The organism is Actinoplanes sp. NPDC049265, from assembly GCF_043197135.1.
Classification (GTDB): domain Bacteria; phylum Actinomycetota; class Actinomycetes; order Mycobacteriales; family Micromonosporaceae; genus Actinoplanes.
On the sequence record NZ_JBICSP010000012.1, the window covers coordinates 12,904 to 32,506 of the forward strand.

The window sequence follows — 19,603 nt, forward strand, 5'->3', positions numbered from 1 at the left end:
AAACACCTACACGACGGCTTTGTCTATATAGTCGGACAAATCTAGTTTCGGGGCATGAGAAGCAAACTCCTCGCCCTCCTCGCACTCCCCGGCCTGTTGTTAACAGGGGCACCCGCCCAAGCCGCGGCCACGTCGCCGGTCGTGGTGGGCCGCGCCACGGCCACATCGCCGCTGGTGGTGGCGAATGCGGCCACGTCGCCGGTTGTGGTGGCCCGGTACTCGTTCGACACGACCGTCGCCGGCAAGGTCCCGGATCTGTCCGGTCGCGGGGCGCCGCTGACCATCCGTACCGTGGACAAGGGTGCCGTCCGGTTCATCGCCGCCGGCACCGGCCGCTACATCGGTCTGCCGGTCCGCTGCCCGGCCACCGGTGCCTGCCCGCGGGCCCTGCTCGAAGGCACCAACGACGCCGATCTCAACCCGGGCACCCGCAACTTCCGGTGGGCCGCCACGATCAACGTCAGCAAGGCGCAGCTGGCCGGTTCGTCCAACGTCGTGCAGAAGGGCGTGGCGACGACCGAGAGCCAGTGGAAGATGCAGGTCGGCGAGACCCACGGCCGCGCCCAGTGTGTGGTGGTCGGCCGCGGTTCGGCCACGGCGTACCTGGTCCGCTCGTCGATCGCGGTGGCCGATGGCAAGTGGCACCGGATCCTCTGCAACCGGGCCGGTGGCTCGATGGCGATCTACGTCGACGGTGTGGCCCGCGGGTCGGTGTCGGTGCCAGTCGCGCTGACCATCAGCAACGACAAGCCGCTACGCCTCGGCGGACCCAACTTCAACACCAGCAGCGACATGTTCCACGGCTACCTCGACGACGTGTACGCCACGCTCGGCTGAGCCCCGGCGACAAGGCCGGGGCGGTGAACGGCGACCAGCGCTCCGCCCCGGGCCGAGCCCTGCGAAAGCGAAGGAACTCAACGCGAAGCCACGGCGGCAAACCCGCAAAAAGCGAAGGAGCTCAACGCGAAGCCGTGGCGGCGAGGCCCCGCGAAAAGCGACAGAACTCAGCGCGAAGCCGTGGCGGCGAGCATCGCGGCCGCTTCCGACTCGGGCACCGGCCGCGCGAAGTAGAAGCCCTGGGCCCGCTCGCAGCCCAGGGAGCGCAGCAGCTCGACCTGTTCGGCGGTCTCCACGCCCTCGGCGATCGTGCCCAGGCCGAGACCGCCGGCCAGGTCGATGATGGCCTTGACCAGCGTCCCGGCGGCCAGGTCGGCCGGTTCGGACGACGCCGGCATGAAGGAGCGATCGATCTTGATGTGGTCGATCGGGAGATCCCTGAGGTACGCGAGCGACGAGTACCCGGTGCCGAAATCGTCGATCGCCACCCGCACCCCACGCGACCGCAGCATGCTCAGGTGGCCGATCGCCTGCTCGGTCACCTGCCCGGACGCCACCAGCACGCCCTCGGTGATCTCCAGGATCAGGGCCGACGGCGGCAGGCCGGACGACCGCAGCGCGTCCAGCACCTTGGCCCCGAAGTCGTGTTCGCGGAGCTGGCGCGGCGACACGTTGACCGAGACGACGGCGTCGGTCCAGGAGGCGACGACCCGGCAGGCCTCGCGCAGCACCCACTCCCCGATCGGGACGATGAGGCCGCTGTCCTCGGCCAGCGGGATGAATTCGTCGGGTGGCACCATCCGGTCGCCGGGCGGCTTCCAGCGCAGCAGCGCCTCCACGCCGACCATGCGCTCGTCGGCCAGCCGAATCAGCGGCTGGTAGTAGACGACCAGCTCGTCCCGGACGATCGCCCCGCGCAGCCGTTCCACGGTCTCGGCCACGGCCAGCCGTTGCTCGCGCATCCGGCGGTCGAAGACCTTCACCTGGTCGCGGCCCGCCGCCTTGGCCGCGTGCAGGGCCAGGTAGGCGTCGCGCAGGACGTCGCCGGTGAGCAGGTCCGGGTCGACGGTACGCAGCCCGACGCTGGCGGTCGCGAACAGCTCATGCCCCTGCGCGTTGACCGGCCGCCGCATAGCCACCAGAATCTCGCCCGCTACGGCCTCGGCCGACGAGCAGGACTGAAGCACACCGGCCGCGCCGGCAACAGCCTCGGCCGACGAGCAGGACTGAAGCACACCGGCCCCGGCGGCAACAGCCTCGACCGACGAGCAGGACTGAAGCACACCGGCCCCGGCGGCAACGGCGTCGGTGGACGAGCCGGGAAGTAGTACGCCGAACTCGTCACTGCCGAGCCGCACGACCAGCGCCCGCCCGTCGAGCAGGCGCCGCAGCCGCTCGGCCACCGCGACCAGCAGGTCGTCGCCCATGGCGTACCCGAATCGGTCGTTGACCTCTTTGAACTCGTCCAGGTCGAGCACCATCAGGCTGCCCGGCGACTGGTGGCGGAGCATCGAGGTGAGCCGGTCGTGCAGCACGGTCCGGTTGGGCAGCCCGGTCATGTCGTCGTTCTGGGCCCGGTGCAGCAGTTCCCGCTGCAGCTGCTCCAGGGCCCCGGCGCGCTGCCGGACCAGCACGTTGAGCTGCCGCATCCGGGTCACGACGAGCGCCGCGGTGACGGCCGTGGCCCCGACCGGAACCACCACGTCGGCGTCGCTGAGGTCGCCGGATGCGATCTCGTTGAGCAGGAAGACCCCGCTCAGGATGGGGGTGGCGACGACCGTGGCGACGTAGATCCGGGAGGCGCCGATCCGGTCGGCCAGGGCGGTGTCGCTGGGCGGCTCGACCGGCCGGGCCATGCTCGGGTGCAGCGCCGCCGCGCCCATCGTCACGTTGGTGATCAGCCAGCACACCTGGCTCAGCAGGGGCGGGCTCATGGTGTTGGTCGCCGAGACGAACGAGACCACGCCGACGTCCAGGAACATCGCGGTGTCGGCGGTCAGCAGGCTCGCGCACGACACGGTGAGCAGCAGATACGAAACTGACCCGGCGTCGGTCAGCAGGAGCAGCCGGAAGGCCAGGGCGAGCAGGGCCATGTCCAGCAGCGGGAAGACCACGATGTGGGCCGGGCCGACCGCGCCACCGTGGACGAGCGGGTCGACCAGCAGCGTCCACCACACGACGGCCGCCCCGCTGGTGATGATGCCGGCCTCGGTGAAGCCGGCCGACCGGGTGCCCCGGGGCAGGCCGGGCAGGGTGGCCAGGGCGAAGGCCAGGGCCGGGAAGGTCAGGTAGTAGAGCAGGTCGGCGGCGCCGGAGAAGGCGAGGACGTGGGTCGCCTGGAGCACCGGCCAGGCCACGTTCGAGACCACGGCGATCGTGACCGCGAGGGCCAGAGCGCGCCAGCCGAACCGGTGCGCCGGCCGGTGGACCCGGATGCCGGTGATCACCGCCGGGATGACGGTCAGGCTGATCAGCAGCTGGAACGTCGACCGGACGGCACCGGACGGCGTGAGCAAGACGACGAGGAGGCTGAGCCCGCCCACGGCGAGCTGCCATAGCCACCACGGCCGAGTGTCCCGCACCGGACCACCGTCGCATGACGCCGAACAAGAGTGGGGCGGAACGGTACAGAAGGTACTACGCGGGCAGAGCGTCGATGGCTTTGTAGATGCGTTTGTCCGAAACCGGGTACGCCGTGCCCAGCGCCTGGGCGAACAGGCCCACCCGCAGCTCCTCGATCATCCACCGGATCTCGGTGCGGCCTTCCGAGGGCTGCAGCTCGCGGAATTCACGTTCGATCTCCTGCACCTGGGCCATCAGCTGCCGGTCGCGGGCCACGGTGCCGCCGAGCCGGTCGAGCCGGTGACTGATCGCCTTGAGGTAGCGGGGCAGGTGGTGCAGTTGTCTCCAGCCGGTCTCGGTGACGAAGCCGGGGTGGACCAGCCCGGTGAGCTGCTGCCGGATGTCGGCCAGCGCGGCGACCAGCGCCGGGTCGCGCGTACCGGACAGCCGTTGCCCCACCTCGTAGGCGGTGGCCAGCACCGACTGCACCTGCTTGACCACCGCGGCGGTGGCGTCGACGAGGTCGGCGCGCACCTGCTCGCGCAGCGTCATGAACCCGGCCTGATCCCAGGCGGGCCCGCCGGCGTCCTGCACCATGCGGTCCACCGCGGCGCCGGCGCAGTCGTCGAGGAGGTCGGCGATCGACCGGTACGGGTTGCCCCGCGACAACTCCAGCTTGGCCCGGTTGTCCAGCCGGCCCTGCAGGTAGCGGGCGGCCGGCGGCAGCGTGAGCAGGAGCAGCCGGCGGGTCCCGGCGCGCATCGCCACCCGCTGCTCGGCCTCGGTCTCGAAGACCCGGACGGCCACGCTGGCGCCCTCGTCGGCCAGCGCCGGGTAGACGGTCACCTCGAGACCGCCGCGGACCTGGGCGACCTTCCGCGGGACGGTGCCGAAGTCGGCGGTGGTGATGCCGGTGCGCTCGAGCCCACCGGCCGCGGCGGCGATCTCCGCGCGTACCGATGGAGCCAGCTCGCGCCGCAGCACCTCGAGGTCGCGGCCCTCCCCCAGCACCACACCGTGCTCGGACAGCACCCGGAAGTTCATCCGGAGATGCTCGGGTACGGCGTCGGGGCGCCAGGCGTCGCGCGGCACGACCACGCCGGTGAGGCGGCGCAGCTCGTCACCGATGGCGTCGGGCAGCGGGCCGCGGCGGGCCGGCACCCGGGCCAGCGCGGCGGCGGCCCAGTCGGGCACCGGGACGAAGCTGGTCCGTAGCTGCTTGGGCAGGGCGCGGATCAACGCGACCACGACCTCCGGCCGGAAGCCGGGCACCGACCAGCCGAAGTCGTCCGCGTCGAGCTTGTTGAGCAGTGGCAGCGGCACCTCGACGGTCACGCCGTCACCCGATTTGCCGGGCTCGAAACGGTATTTCAGCGGGAGCCGGACACCGTTGGCCATCCAGGCGTCCGGATAGGCGCCGACCTGCACGTCGTCCCGGCCCGCGTTGATCAGCTGCTCGCGGGTGAAGGACAGCAGATCGGGGCGGGAATGCCGCTCTTTCTTCCACCACGCGTCGAAGTGGCGGGCGGAGACGATGTCGGCCGGGATCACCGCGTCGTACAGACCGAAGATCGTCTCGTCGTCGACGGCGATGTCGCGCCGCCGGGACCGGTGCTCGATCTCCTCGATCTGGGCGATGAGCTTGGCGTTTTCGGCCACGAACCGGTGGTGTGTGTCCCAGTCGCCTTCGACCAGGGCGTGCCGGATGAACAGCTCACGGCTCAGCGCGGGGTCGATCCGGGCGTACCCGACCCGGCGCCGCGGGACGATCGGCAGCCCGTACAGCGTGACCTTCTCGAAGGCCATCACCGAGCCCTGCTTCTTTTCCCAGTGCGGCTCGCTGTAGCTGCGTTTGACCAGGTGCGGCGCCAGCGCCTCGGCCCACTCGGGCTCGATCCGCGCGTTCACCCGGGCCCACAGCCGCGACGTCTCGACCAGCTCGGCCGACATCACCCAGCGCGGCTGCTTCTTGAACAACGCCGACCCCGGGAAGATCGCGAACTTCGCGCCGCGCGCACCCAGGTATTCGCGCTTGTCGGTGTCCTTCAACCCGAGGTGGCTGAGCAGGCCGGACAGCAGCGCCGTGTGCACATTCGGCCCCGGCGAGACCTCGTCGCGGTCCTCTTTGACATTCAGTTCGAGGGTACGGGCGACCTGCCGCAGCTGCGCATAGATGTCTTGCCACTCGCGGACCCGCAGGTAGTTGAGGAACTCGGAACGGCACAGCCGGCGGAACTGGTTGCCGGACAGCTCCCGTTGTTTCTCGCGCAGATATTTCCAGAGCCCCAGGTACGAGAAGAAGTCCGACTCCTTGTCGACGAAGCGGCTGTGTTTCTCGTCGGCCTGCTGCTGCTTGTCGGCCGGGCGCTCGCGCGGGTCCTGAATGGACAGAGCCGCCGCGATCACCATCACCTCGGCCACGCAGTCCTGTTTGTCGGCCTCGATGACCATCCGGGCCAGCCGCGGGTCGACCGGCAGCTGGGCCAGCTTGCGGCCGAGCGTCGTGAGACTGCGCCCTTCGAGGGCGCCGAGTTCTTCGAGCAGCTTCACGCCGTCGGTGATGTTGCGCTGGTCCGGTGGGTCGATGAACGGGAACTTGGCCAGGTCGCCCAGGCCCAGGCTGGTCATCTGCAGAATGACGCTGGCCAGGTTGGTGCGCAGGATCTCGGGCTCGGTGAACTCCGGCCGCTGCTCGAAATCCTCCTCGGAATAGAGACGAATACAAATGCCGTCCGAGGTACGCCCACAGCGCCCCTTGCGCTGGTTGGCGCTCGCCTGCGAGATGTCCTCGATGGGCAGCCGCTGCACCTTGAGCCGGCTGGAGTACCGGGAGATGCGCGCGGTCCCCGGGTCGATCACATACCTGATGCCCGGCACGGTCAGCGACGTCTCGGCCACGTTGGTGGCGAGCACGATCCGCCGCGCCTGGTGCGACTGGAACACCCGGTGCTGCTCGGCCGCGCTCAGCCGCCCGTACAGCGGAAGAATCTCGGTGTTGCGCAGTTTGCGCTTTTCCAGCGCGTCGGCGGTGTCCCGGATCTCTCGCTCGCCGCTGAGGAAGACCAGGATGTCGCCGCTGCTCTCACCGGCCAGTTCGTCCACCGCGGCCGAGATGCCGTCGATCTGATCCTGCTCGGCGTCGACGTCGAGCGGGCGGTAACGGACCTCGACCGGGTAGGTCCGCCCGGTCACCTCGAGCACCGGCGCGTTGCCGAAATGCTCGGCGAACCGCTGCGTCTCGATCGTCGCCGAGGTGATGATCACCTTGAGATCGGGCCGGCGCGGCAGCAGCTCCCTCAGATAACCCAGCAGGAAGTCGATGTTCAGGCTGCGCTCGTGCGCCTCGTCGATGATCAGCGTGTCGTACCGCAGCAGCGACCGGTCGTTCTGAATCTCGGCCAGCAGAATGCCGTCGGTCATGACTTTGACCAGCGTGTCCTCGCCGGACTGATCGGTGAACCGCACCTTGTATCCCACCGTCGACCCGAGCGGCGTGCCCAGTTCCTCGGCGATCCGCTCGGCCACCGTGCGTGCGGCGATCCGGCGCGGCTGGGTGTGCCCGATCTGCCCGCGCACCCCACGCCCCAGCTCCAGGCAGATCTTCGGCAACTGCGTGGTCTTCCCCGAGCCGGTCTCGCCGGCCACGATCACCACCTGGTTGTCCCGGATCGCGGCGGCGATGTCGTCACGCCGGGCACTGACCGGCAGCTCGTCGGGATACTTGATCTCGGGCACGGACGCCGCGCGGGCATCCCGCCGGACGACGGCCGCGTCGACCTCGGCGGCGATCTGGGCGAGCGCCTCGGCCTTGCGCTCGTCGTCCCGGATCTTCCGGGTGCCCTCCAGGCGCCGCTGGAGCCGGCGCTCGTCGCGAGGTAACAGGTCGGACATGCGGCGGCGCAGCTCAGGCACGGTTACAGACATGGCGGAGCAAGCTTAGGCGGATCCCTCGCGAAACGCCGCGTGATTATCGCCGCCCTCGGGTGGCGTCCAGCTCAGGGCCGGCCGGCTGAGGCCACGCCCGCCCGACCGAAACGAAACAGTTTCGTTTCGGTCGGGGAGGCGGTACAGTTTCGCCCAGCGGGTACGAAACTGTTTCGTTTCGCTAAGGGAGGCGACATGGCCGAGCTGCGGATCCGGCGCATCGAGGGCGAGCGGGCGAAGGAGGTCTTCGAGGCCGCCGTGGGCGTGCTGGTCGCGGTGGGCTACGACCGGTTCACCTTCGACCTGGTCGCGGCGAATGCGCGAGCGAGCAAGGCCAGCCTCTACCGGCGGTGGGCGGGCAAGGCCGAGCTGGTGTCCGAGGCGGTCTGCTCGCTCGACAGCCAGGGTCCGGAGCTGCCCGACACCGGATCGCTGAGCGGCGACCTGCGCGCCCTGACCGGCATGCGGGGGTTCTTCGACGTCGAGCGGGCCGCTGTGGTCGGGGCGCTCGCCACCGCGATCCAGCGTGACCCTGAGCTGCACGAGGCGATGCGCCAGAAGCTGGTCGCGGACGGCACGCGTGATCTGCGGACTCTGCTCAACCGGGCGCGGGAGCGGGGTGAGATCCGGCCGGGGCTCGACATCGATCTGCTCAGTTCGGTCGTTCCGGGGCTGGTGCTGTTCCGGATGACCTTTGAGACGCCGGGGAAGTTCCCGGCCGATCTGGTCCGCGACATCGTCGAACAAATCGTGCTGCCCGCCGCGCTCGCCTGACGAGATCGTCATGACCGGCCGCCTGACGAAATCGCCACCACCACTCACCCGACGAGATCGCCACCACCACTCACCCGACGAGATCACTAACACCACTCACCCGACGAGATCACTAACACCACTCACCCGACGAGATCACTAACACCACTCACCTGACGAGATCGCCACCACCGCTCGCCTGACGAAATCGCCACGAACACTCGCCAGCCGCCGGCCCGGCGCCTCACGGTCGTCGGCGTATCCGTCGCAGAAACACGACTCCTGACGAAACCGGCCGCGAACACCTTCGCGGCGGGTTCGTCATGCCCATCCCCATGCCGGGAACGCCAGAAATCTGGCCGGATCGGCATGACCACTCTCCTGAAGGGACCATCATGATCACGGACTGGTTGCCGGCCGGATTCACGGCGAAGCGGATCGCCACCAACGGCACCACCCTCTCGGTGGCGGTCGGCGGCGACGGGCCGCCGATGGTGCTGCTGCACGGCTGGCCACAGACCGGGCGCATCTGGCGGCACGTGATGGCTCCGCTGGCCGAGCGGTACACGGTCGTCGTACCCGACCTGCGCGGGGCGGGGGCGAGCGATCGACCGGCCGGCGGGTACGCCAAGACGGCGCAGGCGCGGGACATGCGCGGCGTCCTCGACGCGCTGGGACTGAGCGGGCCGGCGGTGGTGGCCGGCCATGACATCGGGGCGATGGTGGCGTTCGGCTGGGCCGCCTCCCGGCCGGAGGAGGTGGCTGCGCTGGTGATGCTCGACGCGCTGCTGCCGGGGTTCGGGCTGGAGGAGATGATGAACGTGGCCGAGGGCGGCATGTGGCACTTCGGCTTGTTCATGACTCCGGCGGTGCCCGAGATGCTGTTCGACGGGCACGAGCTGGAGTTCGTCTCGACGATGTTCCCACTGCTGGGTCAGCCGGGCGTGTTCAGCGACGAGGATCTGGCGTACTACGCCGAGGCCTACCGGGGGCGGGACCGGCTGCGGGGCGGCTTCGAGCAGTACCGGGCGCTGCTGGCCGACGGCCAGGAGAACCGGGAACTGCTGGCGGGACGCAAGCTGGCCATGCCGGTGCTGCGGGTGTACGCGGGCGAGCACGACAACGATTGGCCTCCGGCCGAGTTCGCCGACCGGATCACCGAGGTGGCCGCGCCGACGGGTCACTTCGTCGCCGAGGAGAACCCGCGGTGGCTCCTCGACACCATGGAGAAGTTCCTGGCCACGGCTTAGGCCGAACCTCGCGGACCAGCCGAGGCCGAGGCACGGCCCAGCGTGAGGCCGAGCGAGGCACGGCCCGAAGTAAGGCCGAGCGTGAGGCACGGCCCAAAGGGGCCGAGCGCGAGGCGCGCCTCAGGTCCGGGCCACGGCGGCGGTGGCCGGCGATGCGATCCGCAGGGCCCCGGCGGCCAGGGGCATGGTGAAGTGGAAGCGGGTGCCGCCGCCGGGGTTGTCGGCCACGCCGATCTGGCCGCCGTGGCGTTCCACGATGCGGCGGCAGATGGCCAGGCCCAGGCCGGTGCCCGCGTAGCCGGCGGCGGTGCGGGCCCGGTGGAACGACTCGAAGATGTCGGGCTTGTCGTCGTCGGGGATGCCGATGCCGCGGTCGGCGATCTCCACCCGGCACCAGCCCGGGGCGGCCTGCGCGACGGTCACGTCGACCCGGGCCGGCTTGCCCTTCGGAACGTACTTGAGGGCGTTGCCGATCAGGTTGTCGAGGACGTGCCGGAGCATGGCGGGGTCGGCGTAGACGTCGGGCAGCGGGCCCACGTAGAAGTCGGGACCGGGACCGTCGCCGGGGCGGCGCGGGCCCGACCGGCCCAGGATCACGTCGTCGACCAGCGGGCCCAGCGCGACGGTCTCGCGCCGCAACGGGGCGTCCTTCGAGGTGGTGTACGCCAGCAGCGTGTCGATCTGCCCGGCCATCCGGTCGGCGGCCAGGGTGATCCGCTCCAGCGCCCGCACCGCGCCCGCCACCTCGGCCGAGTCGGGCGCCTCGGCCAGTTCGTCGGCGGCCGTCTCGCAGTGCCCGCGGACGACGGCCAGCGGCGCCTTCAGGTCGTGTGCGACGACACCGGCGAACACCGACAGATCCGTCTCGTACCGGCGCAGCTCGGTGATGTCGTGGAAGACCGCGACGGCACCGGGCTGGCCGGCGCTCTCGTCCAGCGGCCGGCCGTCGACGCTGATCAGGATGCCGTCGGGGCGTTCGGCGTTGCGTACGATCATCTCGACGCCGTCCGAGGACTCGCCCCGCAGCGCCCGGACCAGTGGCATCTCGTCGAGCGGGAACGGGGTCCGCCCGTCCGGCCGGAACAGCCCGTAGTGCTCCTGCCACTCCGCCGGGTTGCCGACGTCGTCGTCCACGCCGAGCAGCGCCTTCGCGGCCGGGTTGTGCAGCAGGAACTCGCCGTTGGCGTCGACCACGCCGACGCCGTCGCCGAGCCCGGCCATGATGGCGCCGAGCAGGCCGGCCTGGCGGCGGCTCTCGGCCTCGGCGGTACGCAACTCGGCGGTGGCCACCTGGACCTGCCAGCGGGCCTTGGACCGTCCGTTGGCCAGCACGTGCACCAGCGCCCCGAGCATCAGGGTGAGGGCGATGCCGCCGAGCAGCACAATGGCCGGCAGGTTGCTGCGGGCGCCGGGCAGGTAGGCCGAGTCGGCCCCGGTGACCAGGGTCCACTGCCGGTCGGCGACCGGGAAGGTGGCCTCCCGGACCAGGTCGCGGCGGTCGTGCGCGGTGTACGCGGCCACCCGTACCCGCCGGCCGTCGCCGTTGGTGGCCAGCAGTTCGCCGTCCAGCTGGTTCTGGCTGGCCGTGCTCAGCACGCCGCCGAGGAAGTCCTGGCCGCGCAGGCCCAGCACCATCCAGCCCTGGAACACGGGCGTGGTTGCGGGCGTGAAGACCGGCGCGACGAAGACGAACGAGAGCTGTTGCTGGCGCGGGGGCAGGCCGCGGTCGCGCAGCAGGATGTACGTGTCGGAGACCGTCGCCTGGCCGGTGCGCCGCGCCTCGATCAGGGCGGCGGTGGCCTCGGAGGACGCGGCGACGTCGAGCCCGGACGGGCTGGGGGTGCCGCCGTGCAGCGCCCGGCTGAAGATCGAGAAGTAGTGCTCGGGCGCGCCGGAGTGCGGGCGCAGGTTGAGGCCGGTGGAGCCGCGGGCCCGCCAGGTGGCCTGGGCGCCGGCGATCCCGTCGGGCGGTGTGGCCACGACGTAGGCGACCGAGATGGCGCCGAGCAGGTCGGCCGTGTCCAGGGGCGCGGTGACGGCGCGGAAGTCCGTACCGTCGAATCGGGTGTTGGTGCCGGCGCCGGCCGCGACCGCCTGCAGCAGGGTGCGGTACCGCCCGGTTTCGGCCGAGACCGCCGCCCGCGCCACCGCCGTGCGTTGGTCCATCACCCGGTCGGCGTTGGCCTGCTGGGCCGAGCGGAGGCTGCCGACCACGAGCAGGGTGACGGTGAGGCCGATGACCATGACGTTGGCCGCGAGCAGGGGACCGACGAAGCGACCACGGCGGCGGACCACCGCGGCGGCGGGATCGTCGCGTCGCTTCACTCAAGCGAGCATAAGACGCAAATCACCCCCGTCGGCGCGGTTCGGCCGACGGGGGTGAGAAGTGCTCGGCTACTTCCAGGTGTCGTACTGGTACAGCTTGTTCGAGGCCATGATGCCGGTGATCTTGGTGTAGTAGTTCGGGTCGGTGGCGTAGCCGGCCTTCCACACGGTCCAGATGAACTTGTTGGCGTTCTTCGTGTACGCGAAGGCGGGCTTGTACCGGCTGTTGACCTTGAGGAAGTTGCCGTGGTCGCGGAACGAGTTGGCCATCGACGAGTAGGTGCGGAACACGCCGGTGGTGTCGTAGCACTTGCCGGCCTTGGTGCACTCCTGGGTCTTGTACGTCTGGCAGCCGTTGGCGATCGTGCCGTACCGGCCGTTCTGGCACTTGATCCCGAAGTAGTTCCGGTGCGTGCTGGAGAGCGTGCTGCGGCCCCAGCCGGACTCGAGGATGGCCTGGGCGATGGTCACCGACGGCGGCACACCGTACTCCCGCCAGCCCTGCTGGGCGCCGGGCACCGCGGCCTTGATGAACTGCTCCGGGGTCACCGACGGCGAGGTGGCAGGCGGCGTGGTCGAGCCGGCGCAGGTGGGCAGGGCGGGGCTGATCACGTACGCGTGCGACAGGTAGAGCCCCGTGCTGGTCCGGTCCCACTGGGTGGTGGTGCGCACGGTGCCGGCCACGCTCTGCCCGGTGACCGCGCAGACCAGCAGGGCCTGGCGGCCGTTGTTCAGCTTCAGCACGACGTTGCCCGAGGTGTTCGGGGCGGTACGCACGTTCACCGGACCGGAGCTGCTCCTGATCTTGCCGGTGATGTACTTCGACGCGGTCGTGGTGGCCGGCTTGTTCTTCACCGGCACGGCCTGCGGCGTGGTGGTGGCGCACCGGCCGATGGCCTTGGTCGTGGCCACGTACGCGAACGAGATGTACCGGCCGGTCCCGAGCCTGGCCCACAGGTTCGAGGTGCGGATGGAGCCCTGCACGCTGGTGCCGGAGGTGACGCAGAGGACGGCGATCTTCTGGTTGTCTCGGACCGAGCCGACGATCGAGCCGCTCAGCGACGGCGTGGCCCGGACCTTGAGGTTGCTGTTGACCCGCACGGTGGCGGAGACGGTCGCGGCGTTGGCAGCGGCCGGCGCGGTGGCCAGACCTGCCCCTACGGCGGCCACCAGCAGCGTGCTGGTAAGCAGTCGACGGGCGGTGTGCGGCATGAGTGCTGGTCCCTTCCCTGGGGTCTCGTCCCCATGAAGGTCGCCAGTGGCCGTTGCCGGGCCAGGAGATGATCGGGTGCGCCTCGGTTGCCACCTTTCCGCTGTGAAGTGGGTGAGACCCTTGAGAAAGCTGTTTCGAATGGGGTCTCGCCGGGGCAATAGCGGCACGCGCCCCAGCCCCCCCCGGGAGGAATCAGAACCATGACGGCAGTGGCCACCCGCCGTACCCCAGCCAAGCCCGCGGCCCCGCGGCCGAGGAAACGACCGTCGAAGAAGGGCGAGCGGCGCGGCGCGTTGCACCTCGTCACGCCGCTGCTGGCGGTCGTGCTCGCCGCGGCCGGCGTCGCGGTGGTCTACCGCGTCTTCGTGCGCTCGGTGCTCGGGCAGAAGATCGACACCACCGCGCTGCGCAACTCCGGCATCGGGCACGAACGGGCCGTCGAGATCATGCAGCGGACCCTGAACGGGACCTCGCTGGCCAGCCTGGTGCTGGTCTGCGTGGCCATCGTGCTGATCGGGATCATCCGGCGGCGCGCCGACCTGGCCGTCGCCGCCGGCCTGATGGTGGCCGGGGCCAACGCCACCAGCCAGTTGCTCAAGACGCGGCTGCCGCGGCCCGCGCTGGACGGTTTCCCGATGCCCAACTCGTTCCCCAGCGGCCACACCACGGCGGCCACGTCGGTGGCGTTCGCGCTGGTGCTGGTGCTGCCGCTGGCGATCCGCGGGCTGGTGGCGCTGATCGGGGCGGCGTACGCGTCGATCATCGCCGTGGCCACCGTCTGGGCCGAGTGGCACCGCCCCAGCGACACCATCGCCGCCCTGCTGCTCGTTCTGGCCTGGGGTGGTCTCGTCACGTTCGGGCTGCGTCTGCGGCTCCGCCGCCGCAAGCCGGGGCCGATCGACCGGCCCAGCACCCTGGCCACCGTGCTGTTCGTGGTCGGCGGCGCGCTCTCGGCGCTGATCGCCGGCGTCGGCCTGGGCGCGGTCGTGCTCTCCGAGCGGGTGACCCCCGACCTGGTCTCCGGCCGGTTCGCGTTCCTGACCGGGGCGGCCGCGATCACCGCCGGCGTCGCCGTGGTCTTCCTGATCTGGGTGCGCCTGGCCGCGGGTGACCAGCCGGCCCTCGAATCGTCGGTCTCGACCGCCCGTTCCGAGGCCGTCGAGCCGAAGCCTAGGGAGGCAGACAATGACAACACCTGACGGCACCACCATCCCGCCCGGCCCGGCCGGCACTCCCGTCACCCCGGCGGCCGACCCGGCAGCGGCGGCCGGACCGACAGTGGCCGTCGCCACCTACCCCGACTACCCGTCCGCGCAGCGTGCGGTCGACTACCTGTCCGACAACAAGTTCCCGGTCGAGCGGGTCGCCATTGTCGGCACCGACCTGCGCATCGTGGAGAACGTGCTGGGCCGGCTGACCGTGGGCCGGGCGGCGCTGGCCGGCTTCGCCAGTGGCGCCTGGTTCGGTCTGTTCATCGGCCTGCTGTTCGGCATCTTCAGCGGCGCCAACTGGGTCGCGGCGATCCTGACCGGCCTGATCATCGGTGGGATCTGGGGGGCGGTCTTCGGCGCCCTGGCGCACGCGATGACCGGCGGGCGCCGGGACTTCTCGTCGCGCAGCTCGCTGACCGCCTCGCAGTACGCGGTGACGGTCGAGGCCGAGGTCGCCGACGAGGCCCGCGCGCAGCTCACCCGCCTCAACTGGAACGCCAGCCAGTGACGGCGTCAAACCCGAACCAGTGGTCGGCAAATCGGGCATCCGCATCGCGGATGCCCGATTTGCCGACCACTAACAAGGCTCAGAAGCCGGTGGCCAGTTCGGCCCGGAGCTTGGCCAGGGCCTTGGTCAGGAGGCGGGAGACGTGCATCTGGGAGATGCCGACCTGGTCGGCGATCTGCGACTGGGTCAGGTTGCCGTAGAAGCGCAGGGTGAGGATCTTCTGCTCGCGTTCGTCCAGGGTGGCCAGCGCCGGCCCCAGCGCGACGCGGGTCTCGGCCAACTCGTATTCGTAGTCCTCGCCGCCGAGGGTGTCGCCCAACTCGGTGGAGCCGTCGGCGCTGATCGGGGTGGACAGGCTGGTGGCGTTGTAGGCGCGGGCGCCTTCGAGGCCTTCCAGGACGTCTTCTTCGGTGACGCCGAGGTGGGTGGCGATGTCGGCGACGGTGGGGCTGCGGCCGAGGTTGTGGGTGAGGGTGGCGTTGGCCTCGGTGATCTGCAGGCGGAGTTCTTGCAGGCGGCGGGGGACGCGGACGGACCAGGTGCGGTCGCGGAAGTGGCGTTTGATCTCGCCGATGATGGTGGGGATGGCGTAGCCGGCGAAGTCGACGCCGCGTTCGGGGTCGAACTTGTCGATGGCTTTGATCAGGCCGACGTTCGCGGTCTGGACGAGGTCGTCGGTGGGTTCGCCGCGGCCGGAGTAGCGGTGGGCCAGGTGGCGGGCCAGAGGCAGCCACGCCTCGATGGCCCGATCGCGCAGCGCGGCGCGGTGATGGCCGGCCGGAGCGGCGGCCATCGCGTTGAGAATGCGTGCTGGTTCTTCACGTACGGTGATCATGGGGGTGGTCCTCCAGTAGCAGGCAGAGAGCCGTGCCCGCACGCGGCGACCGTTCTAACCACTTACGCTAGCCGGTCGTTGGACTCCTGACCAGCCGAAAGTATGAGTGACGTTCCGTAGTTAATCACCCAATCGAGGAATTGATCCGGGGGCAACGGCCGGGACAACAGGTAGCCCTGGACCACATCGCAGCCCTCGGTAGCGAGATACGCGTACGTCTCCTGGTCCTCCACCCCCTCGGCCACCACCTGCAGGTCGAGCGCGTGGCCGAGCTGCACGGCCGAACGCACCACCGCGCGGTCCCGGTGATCGGTGGCGCTGCGCTGCACGAACGACTTGTCGATCTTGACCTCGTGGATGGGCAGCTGGCGCAGCCGGCCCAGCGACGAGTAGCCGGTGCCGAAGTCGTCGATGGAAAGCTTCACGCCCAGCGCGTGCAGCCGCTCGATGGTGGCCGTGCTGCCCGCCGGGTCGGCCAGGATCGTGCCCTCGGTGATCTCCAGCGTCAGCCGGTGCGGCGGGTTCCCGGTCTGCGCCAGCAGCAACGCCACCGTCTCCGGCAGCTCGGCGTCGAGCAGGCTGTTGGGCGAGAGGTTCACCGCCACGTCGAGGTCGTACCCGCTGCGGGCCCACCCGGCCCGGCGGCGCAGCGCCAGCTCGAGCACGTGCAGGGTGAGCGGGCGGATCAGACCGCTGTGCTCGGCCAGCGGCACGAACACGTCGGGCGGGATCGCGCCCAGCTCGGGATGGTGCCAGCGGGCCAGCGCCTCGGCCCCGATCACCCGGCCGGTGCGCGGCTCGACCTTGGGCTGGAAGGCCACCACCAGGTCGCGGCGCTCGATCGCGGCGCGCAGGTCGGTGATCAGGGCCAGCCGCTCGGCGCTGTGCCGGTCCGCGCTCGGGTCGTAGACGCGCAGGCCGCTGTGGTTGCCCTTGGCCGCGTACATGGCCACGTCGGCCCGCCGGATCAGGGTCTGCGCGTCGTCGCCGTGCTGCGGGGCCAGCGCCACCCCGATGCTGGCCCGGGCGCTGACCGTCACCGGGTCCATCCGGACGCCCCGCTCGACCACCGTGCCCAGCTCGGCGGCGGCCGCCACCACCGCCTCGGCGTCGCCCGGCGTCGGCAGCAGCACGGCGAACTCGTCGCCGCCGAACCGGGCCACCACGCCGCGGCCGGCCACGTGCGCGCGCAGCCGGTCGCCGACCTCGCGCAGCAGCCCGTCGCCGGTGTCGTGGCCGAGCGCGTCGTTGATCTCGGAGAACCGGTCGAGGTCGAGCAGTATCACGGCCACCCCGCCACCGGACCCGCGCGCGGCGGTCAGCGCCTCGTCCAGCAGCTGCTGGAAGTAGCGCCGGTTGGGCAGGCCGGAGAGCGGGTCGTGCAGCGACAGGTGCCGCTTCTCCTCGACCTCGGAACGCAGCCGGTCGACCAGGTGGGCCCGGCCCAGCGCGGCCGAGGCGTGGTTGGCCAGGGCCTGGAACAGGGTCAGCCGGTCCGGTCCGAACGGCTCGCTGTCCGGCATGCCGCCGGTCACCACGAGCACGCCCCGCTCGCCGAAGGACGCGATCGGCACCGCCATCCCATGCTCGGTCAGCACCGGCTCGGCCGCGGTCAGCGCCGGGCCGAGCCAGGCGTCGTCGGCCGGCCACCCCAGCTCGGTGACCGTGGCGGTGGCCGGCCCGCGCAGGGCGTGATGGCGCAGCACGCCGTCGCCGCCCGGGATGACAAGCTCGGCGTTCTCCGCCCGCAGCACGTCACGCAGCCGGCCGAGGACCATGGTGAGCAGGTCGTCGACGCTCCGGACACCGTCCAGGGCGCTGGTGAAGGCGTACAGCTGCCGCACCTCGGCGTTGCCCTGGCCCAGCCGGTCGTACGCGCGATAGGCCAGGAAGAGCACCACCGCGACCACCGCGACCAGCGCCAGCGACCACCGATCCTGACTCGCCGCGGCGTAGCTGACCAGCGCGATCGTGGTGGTCACGACCACCATCCAGACACTGCGCAGGGTGGCCGGCAGCCGGCGCCACTCCCCCGGGTCGTCGTGCATGGCGATCACGGCGGTGAGCAGGACCGCGGCCACCACGTCGGCCAGCACCATCGCCGCGTACGCGCCCAGCCAGCCGCGCGGGTCGAGACCGTCGGCGGTGGCGTGCGGGGCCAGCGCCCGGAACACCAGCACCGCCACGCTCGCCTGCACCGCCAGCAAGGCCACGTTGAAGGCCAGCTTGGCGCCGCGCTGCCGGCGCAGCACCCGCAGCCCCAGGCCGCCGGCCAGCGCCCGGGCCAGGATCACCGTGACCGGGTCGAAGGCGAGCAGGCCGAGGACCATCGGGAACTCGCTCAGGTTGATCGCGTGCGCGCCACGCCGGACGCGTACGTACACCGTGAAGCCCTCGGTCAGCGCGAACAGCGCGCCCAGCGCGAGCAGCCACCAGCCGCCGCCCGGCCGGCTCGGCGCCGCGACGCCGGGCCGGGCGAGGACGGCCGTCAGCCCGGCGGCGACGACGGCCATCCCGGCCGTCAGCACACCGACCCGGGCGGCGGGGCGGCTCAGGCCCATGGCGCTCCCGACCAGTCGGCCGAGGCCCAGCTGCGGCCCGCCCACGACCGTCCGGCCCAGCTGCGACCGGTCCACTGCGCGTCCGCCCACGAGCGGCCGGCCCAGTTCGCGCCGGCCCACGAGCGGCCCGTCCACGCCACCGACGACCAGGTGCGCTGGCCGGACACGTCGGCGCCGAACGCCTTGCCGGCCCACAGGGTGCCGTTGAACGAGCCGTCCTTCCAGCTGTTCTGGGTCCTGGAGGCGGCGGCCCAGGTGCCCGCGCTCCAGGTCTTGCCGAAGATGTCCTTCTCGCCGCTGAGCATCACGTTGTTCGACGGGTCGTAGACGTGCACGCCACCGCGCGACTTCTCCAGTGTGCCGAGCCCGGTCGCGGCCACGTTGACCTGCGGCGCGCTGCTCGGCCGGGGGGTCGTCGCAGCGGTCAGGATGTCGATCTGGCCGCTGCCGGCGGCGTACGCGTCGGCACCGGTGATCGGCTTGGCCGTACTCATCAGCAGCCGTTTGACCTGGTCCGGGGTGAGGCTCGGGCGCTGCTGCAGGAGTAGCGCGACGGCGCCGGAGACGACCGCGGCGGCCTGCGAGGTGCCACTGCCGCGCAGAAAGCGCTGGGCCGGGTCGGCGGTCGTGCTCAGCCGGGCGGTGGGATAGGTGCGGTCGACATACGAGCCGGGTACGCGCAAAGAGACCACCGACCGGCCGGAGGCGAGCACGTCGGCGTGGCGGACGGCGTTGCCCCGGTTGCTGAAGTCGGCGACCACGTCGTCGGCCCGGGTCTCGGTGCCCTTCGCGTCGGCCGCGCCGACCGCGATCACGTCCGGGTCGGCCGCCGGCATGGTCAGGTTGTTCGCGGTGAAGCCGTCGTTGCCGGCCGACACCACCACCACGATGCCCTTCTGCCACGCCTGCTCGACCGCGAAGGCGAGCGGGTCGAGGGTGGCGGGCTGGGTCGACTCGGTGCCGAAGGACAGGTTGAGCACGCGGATGTTCAGGCCCGGGTCGGTGCGGTGCTCGACCACCCAGTCGATGCCGGCGATCACCTGGGACACGTCGCTGGCGCCGTCGGACGAGGCGACCTTGAGGGCGACGATGTGCGCGCCCGGGGCCACGCCGTCGAACCGGGCCGTGCCGGTCACGGTGGCCGGGTCACTGCCGGCGATGATGCCCGCCATGTGCGTGCCGTGGCCGTAGGTGTCCAGGTGCCGCAGGTTGGGCGCCTGGGACTCGAAGGACAGGTCGGGTCCGTTGATCACCTTGCCGGCGCTGTTCAGGCCGGGCACCGGGGAGACACCCGAGTCGATCAGCGCCACACCGATGCCGGCGCCGGTCAGCCGTACGCCGCTGGGCTTGGAACCGGCGTCCGGGTCGGCCCGGTCGGCCTTGTCGCCGCCGGCCCCGCGGATCACCGGGGCCAGCGGCGTGCTGCCGACCTGGTTGAGCCAGCCCTCACCGGACATCAGCCGGACCGGAGACGCCGCCGCGCCGGTCGTGGCGGCGGGATCCGCCAGCACGACCGGCCCGGTGACGGCTCCGGCCAGGGCCGGGGTGGCGGTGCCGAGCGCCAGCGCGGCGGCCGCTGTCTGCAGACGGGCCCGCATGGATCTCCTCACTCCGTCGAGACTGT

At 71.2% G+C, this 19,603-nt stretch carries 12 protein-coding genes; 5 read left to right on the forward strand and 7 right to left on the reverse strand.

The features are described from left to right. The first annotated feature begins 54 nt into the window (after positions 1-54). Positions 55-837: a LamG-like jellyroll fold domain-containing protein gene (locus ACGFIO_RS26490; RefSeq protein WP_392829580.1), complete on the forward strand. Its 783-nt coding sequence runs from the start codon at positions 55-57 to the stop codon at positions 835-837. 167 nt (positions 838-1,004) lie between these two features. On the opposite strand, the gene ACGFIO_RS26495 is transcribed toward ACGFIO_RS26490, so the two are convergent. After that, the gene (locus tag ACGFIO_RS26495) at positions 1,005-3,419 is read right to left on the reverse strand and encodes a putative bifunctional diguanylate cyclase/phosphodiesterase (RefSeq protein WP_392829582.1); all 2,415 of its coding nucleotides are present in this window, start codon (positions 3,417-3,419) and stop codon (positions 1,005-1,007) included. Positions 3,420-3,474: 55 nt separating this feature from the next. Next, on the reverse strand, positions 3,475-7,323 hold the full coding sequence (gene hrpA / locus ACGFIO_RS26500) for an ATP-dependent RNA helicase HrpA (protein ID WP_392829584.1): 3,849 nt from the start codon (positions 7,321-7,323) through the stop codon (positions 3,475-3,477). A 195-nt stretch (positions 7,324-7,518) separates the two neighbouring features. Here hrpA and ACGFIO_RS26505 point away from each other — a divergent pair, with 195 nt between their 5' ends. Both ACGFIO_RS26505 and ACGFIO_RS26510 read left to right on the forward strand, forming a co-directional pair. Then, the gene (locus ACGFIO_RS26505) at positions 7,519-8,097 is read left to right on the forward strand and encodes a TetR/AcrR family transcriptional regulator (RefSeq protein WP_392829586.1); all 579 of its coding nucleotides are present in this window, start codon (positions 7,519-7,521) and stop codon (positions 8,095-8,097) included. Positions 8,098-8,471: 374 nt separating this feature from the next. Then, positions 8,472-9,326, forward strand: coding sequence for an alpha/beta fold hydrolase (locus ACGFIO_RS26510; protein WP_392829587.1), 855 nt, complete (start codon positions 8,472-8,474; stop codon positions 9,324-9,326). Between the two features lie 120 nt (positions 9,327-9,446). On the opposite strand, the gene ACGFIO_RS26515 is transcribed toward ACGFIO_RS26510, so the two are convergent. Both ACGFIO_RS26515 and gsmA read right to left on the reverse strand, forming a co-directional pair. Next, on the reverse strand, positions 9,447-11,651 hold the full coding sequence (locus tag ACGFIO_RS26515) for an ATP-binding protein (protein WP_392829589.1): 2,205 nt from the start codon (positions 11,649-11,651) through the stop codon (positions 9,447-9,449). 69 nt (positions 11,652-11,720) lie between these two features. Continuing rightward, entirely contained in the window at positions 11,721-12,863 is a 1,143-nt protein-coding gene (gene gsmA / locus ACGFIO_RS26520) for a sporangiospore maturation cell wall hydrolase GsmA (RefSeq protein WP_392829591.1), read from the reverse strand. Between the two features lie 201 nt (positions 12,864-13,064). Here gsmA and ACGFIO_RS26525 point away from each other — a divergent pair, with 201 nt between their 5' ends. Then, a complete protein-coding gene (locus ACGFIO_RS26525) occupies positions 13,065-14,063 on the forward strand; it encodes a phosphatase PAP2 family protein (RefSeq protein WP_392829593.1) in 999 nt (332 codons plus the stop codon). After that, complete coding sequence (locus tag ACGFIO_RS26530; RefSeq protein ID WP_392829595.1) at positions 14,050-14,583, forward strand: general stress protein; 534 nt, start codon at positions 14,050-14,052, stop codon at positions 14,581-14,583. Before ACGFIO_RS26525 ends, ACGFIO_RS26530 begins: the two co-directional genes overlap by 14 nt. Before the next feature lie 79 nt (positions 14,584-14,662). Here the strand turns inward: ACGFIO_RS26530 and ACGFIO_RS26535 are convergent, their stop codons facing one another. The 3 genes from ACGFIO_RS26535 to ACGFIO_RS26545 all read right to left on the reverse strand — a co-directional run bounded on the left by ACGFIO_RS26535 (position 14,663) and on the right by ACGFIO_RS26545 (position 19,577). Beyond that, entirely contained in the window at positions 14,663-15,418 is a 756-nt protein-coding gene (locus ACGFIO_RS26535) for an RNA polymerase sigma factor SigF (protein ID WP_392829597.1), read from the reverse strand. A gap of 62 nt (positions 15,419-15,480) precedes the next feature. Then, a complete protein-coding gene (locus ACGFIO_RS26540; RefSeq protein ID WP_392829599.1) occupies positions 15,481-18,054 on the reverse strand; it encodes a putative bifunctional diguanylate cyclase/phosphodiesterase in 2,574 nt (857 codons plus the stop codon). Beyond that, positions 17,970-19,577 carry a S8 family serine peptidase gene (locus ACGFIO_RS26545; protein WP_392829601.1) on the reverse strand — a complete coding sequence of 536 codons (1,608 nt, stop codon included), beginning with the start codon at positions 19,575-19,577 and terminating at the stop codon, positions 17,970-17,972. The genes ACGFIO_RS26540 and ACGFIO_RS26545 overlap by 85 nt, the downstream gene beginning before the upstream one ends. Positions 19,578-19,603 lie beyond the last annotated feature (26 nt).

Excerpts from the sequence above, each read along its gene's own strand:
- ACGFIO_RS26505 (WP_392829586.1), top strand. The coding sequence starts at position 7,519 with ATGGCCGAGCTGCGGATCCGGCGCATCGAGGGCGAGCGGGCGAAGGAG.
- ACGFIO_RS26510 (WP_392829587.1), top strand. The coding sequence starts at position 8,472 with ATGATCACGGACTGGTTGCCGGCCGGATTCACGGCGAAGCGGATCGCC.
- ACGFIO_RS26545 (WP_392829601.1), bottom strand. The coding sequence starts at position 19,577 with ATGCGGGCCCGTCTGCAGACAGCGGCCGCCGCGCTGGCGCTCGGCACC.
- hrpA (WP_392829584.1), bottom strand. The coding sequence starts at position 7,323 with ATGTCTGTAACCGTGCCTGAGCTGCGCCGCCGCATGTCCGACCTGTTA.
- ACGFIO_RS26525 (WP_392829593.1), top strand. The coding sequence starts at position 13,065 with ATGACGGCAGTGGCCACCCGCCGTACCCCAGCCAAGCCCGCGGCCCCG.
- ACGFIO_RS26535 (WP_392829597.1), bottom strand. The coding sequence starts at position 15,418 with ATGATCACCGTACGTGAAGAACCAGCACGCATTCTCAACGCGATGGCC.
- gsmA (WP_392829591.1), bottom strand. The coding sequence starts at position 12,863 with ATGCCGCACACCGCCCGTCGACTGCTTACCAGCACGCTGCTGGTGGCC.
- ACGFIO_RS26490 (WP_392829580.1), top strand. The coding sequence starts at position 55 with ATGAGAAGCAAACTCCTCGCCCTCCTCGCACTCCCCGGCCTGTTGTTA.
- ACGFIO_RS26530 (WP_392829595.1), top strand. The coding sequence starts at position 14,050 with ATGACAACACCTGACGGCACCACCATCCCGCCCGGCCCGGCCGGCACT.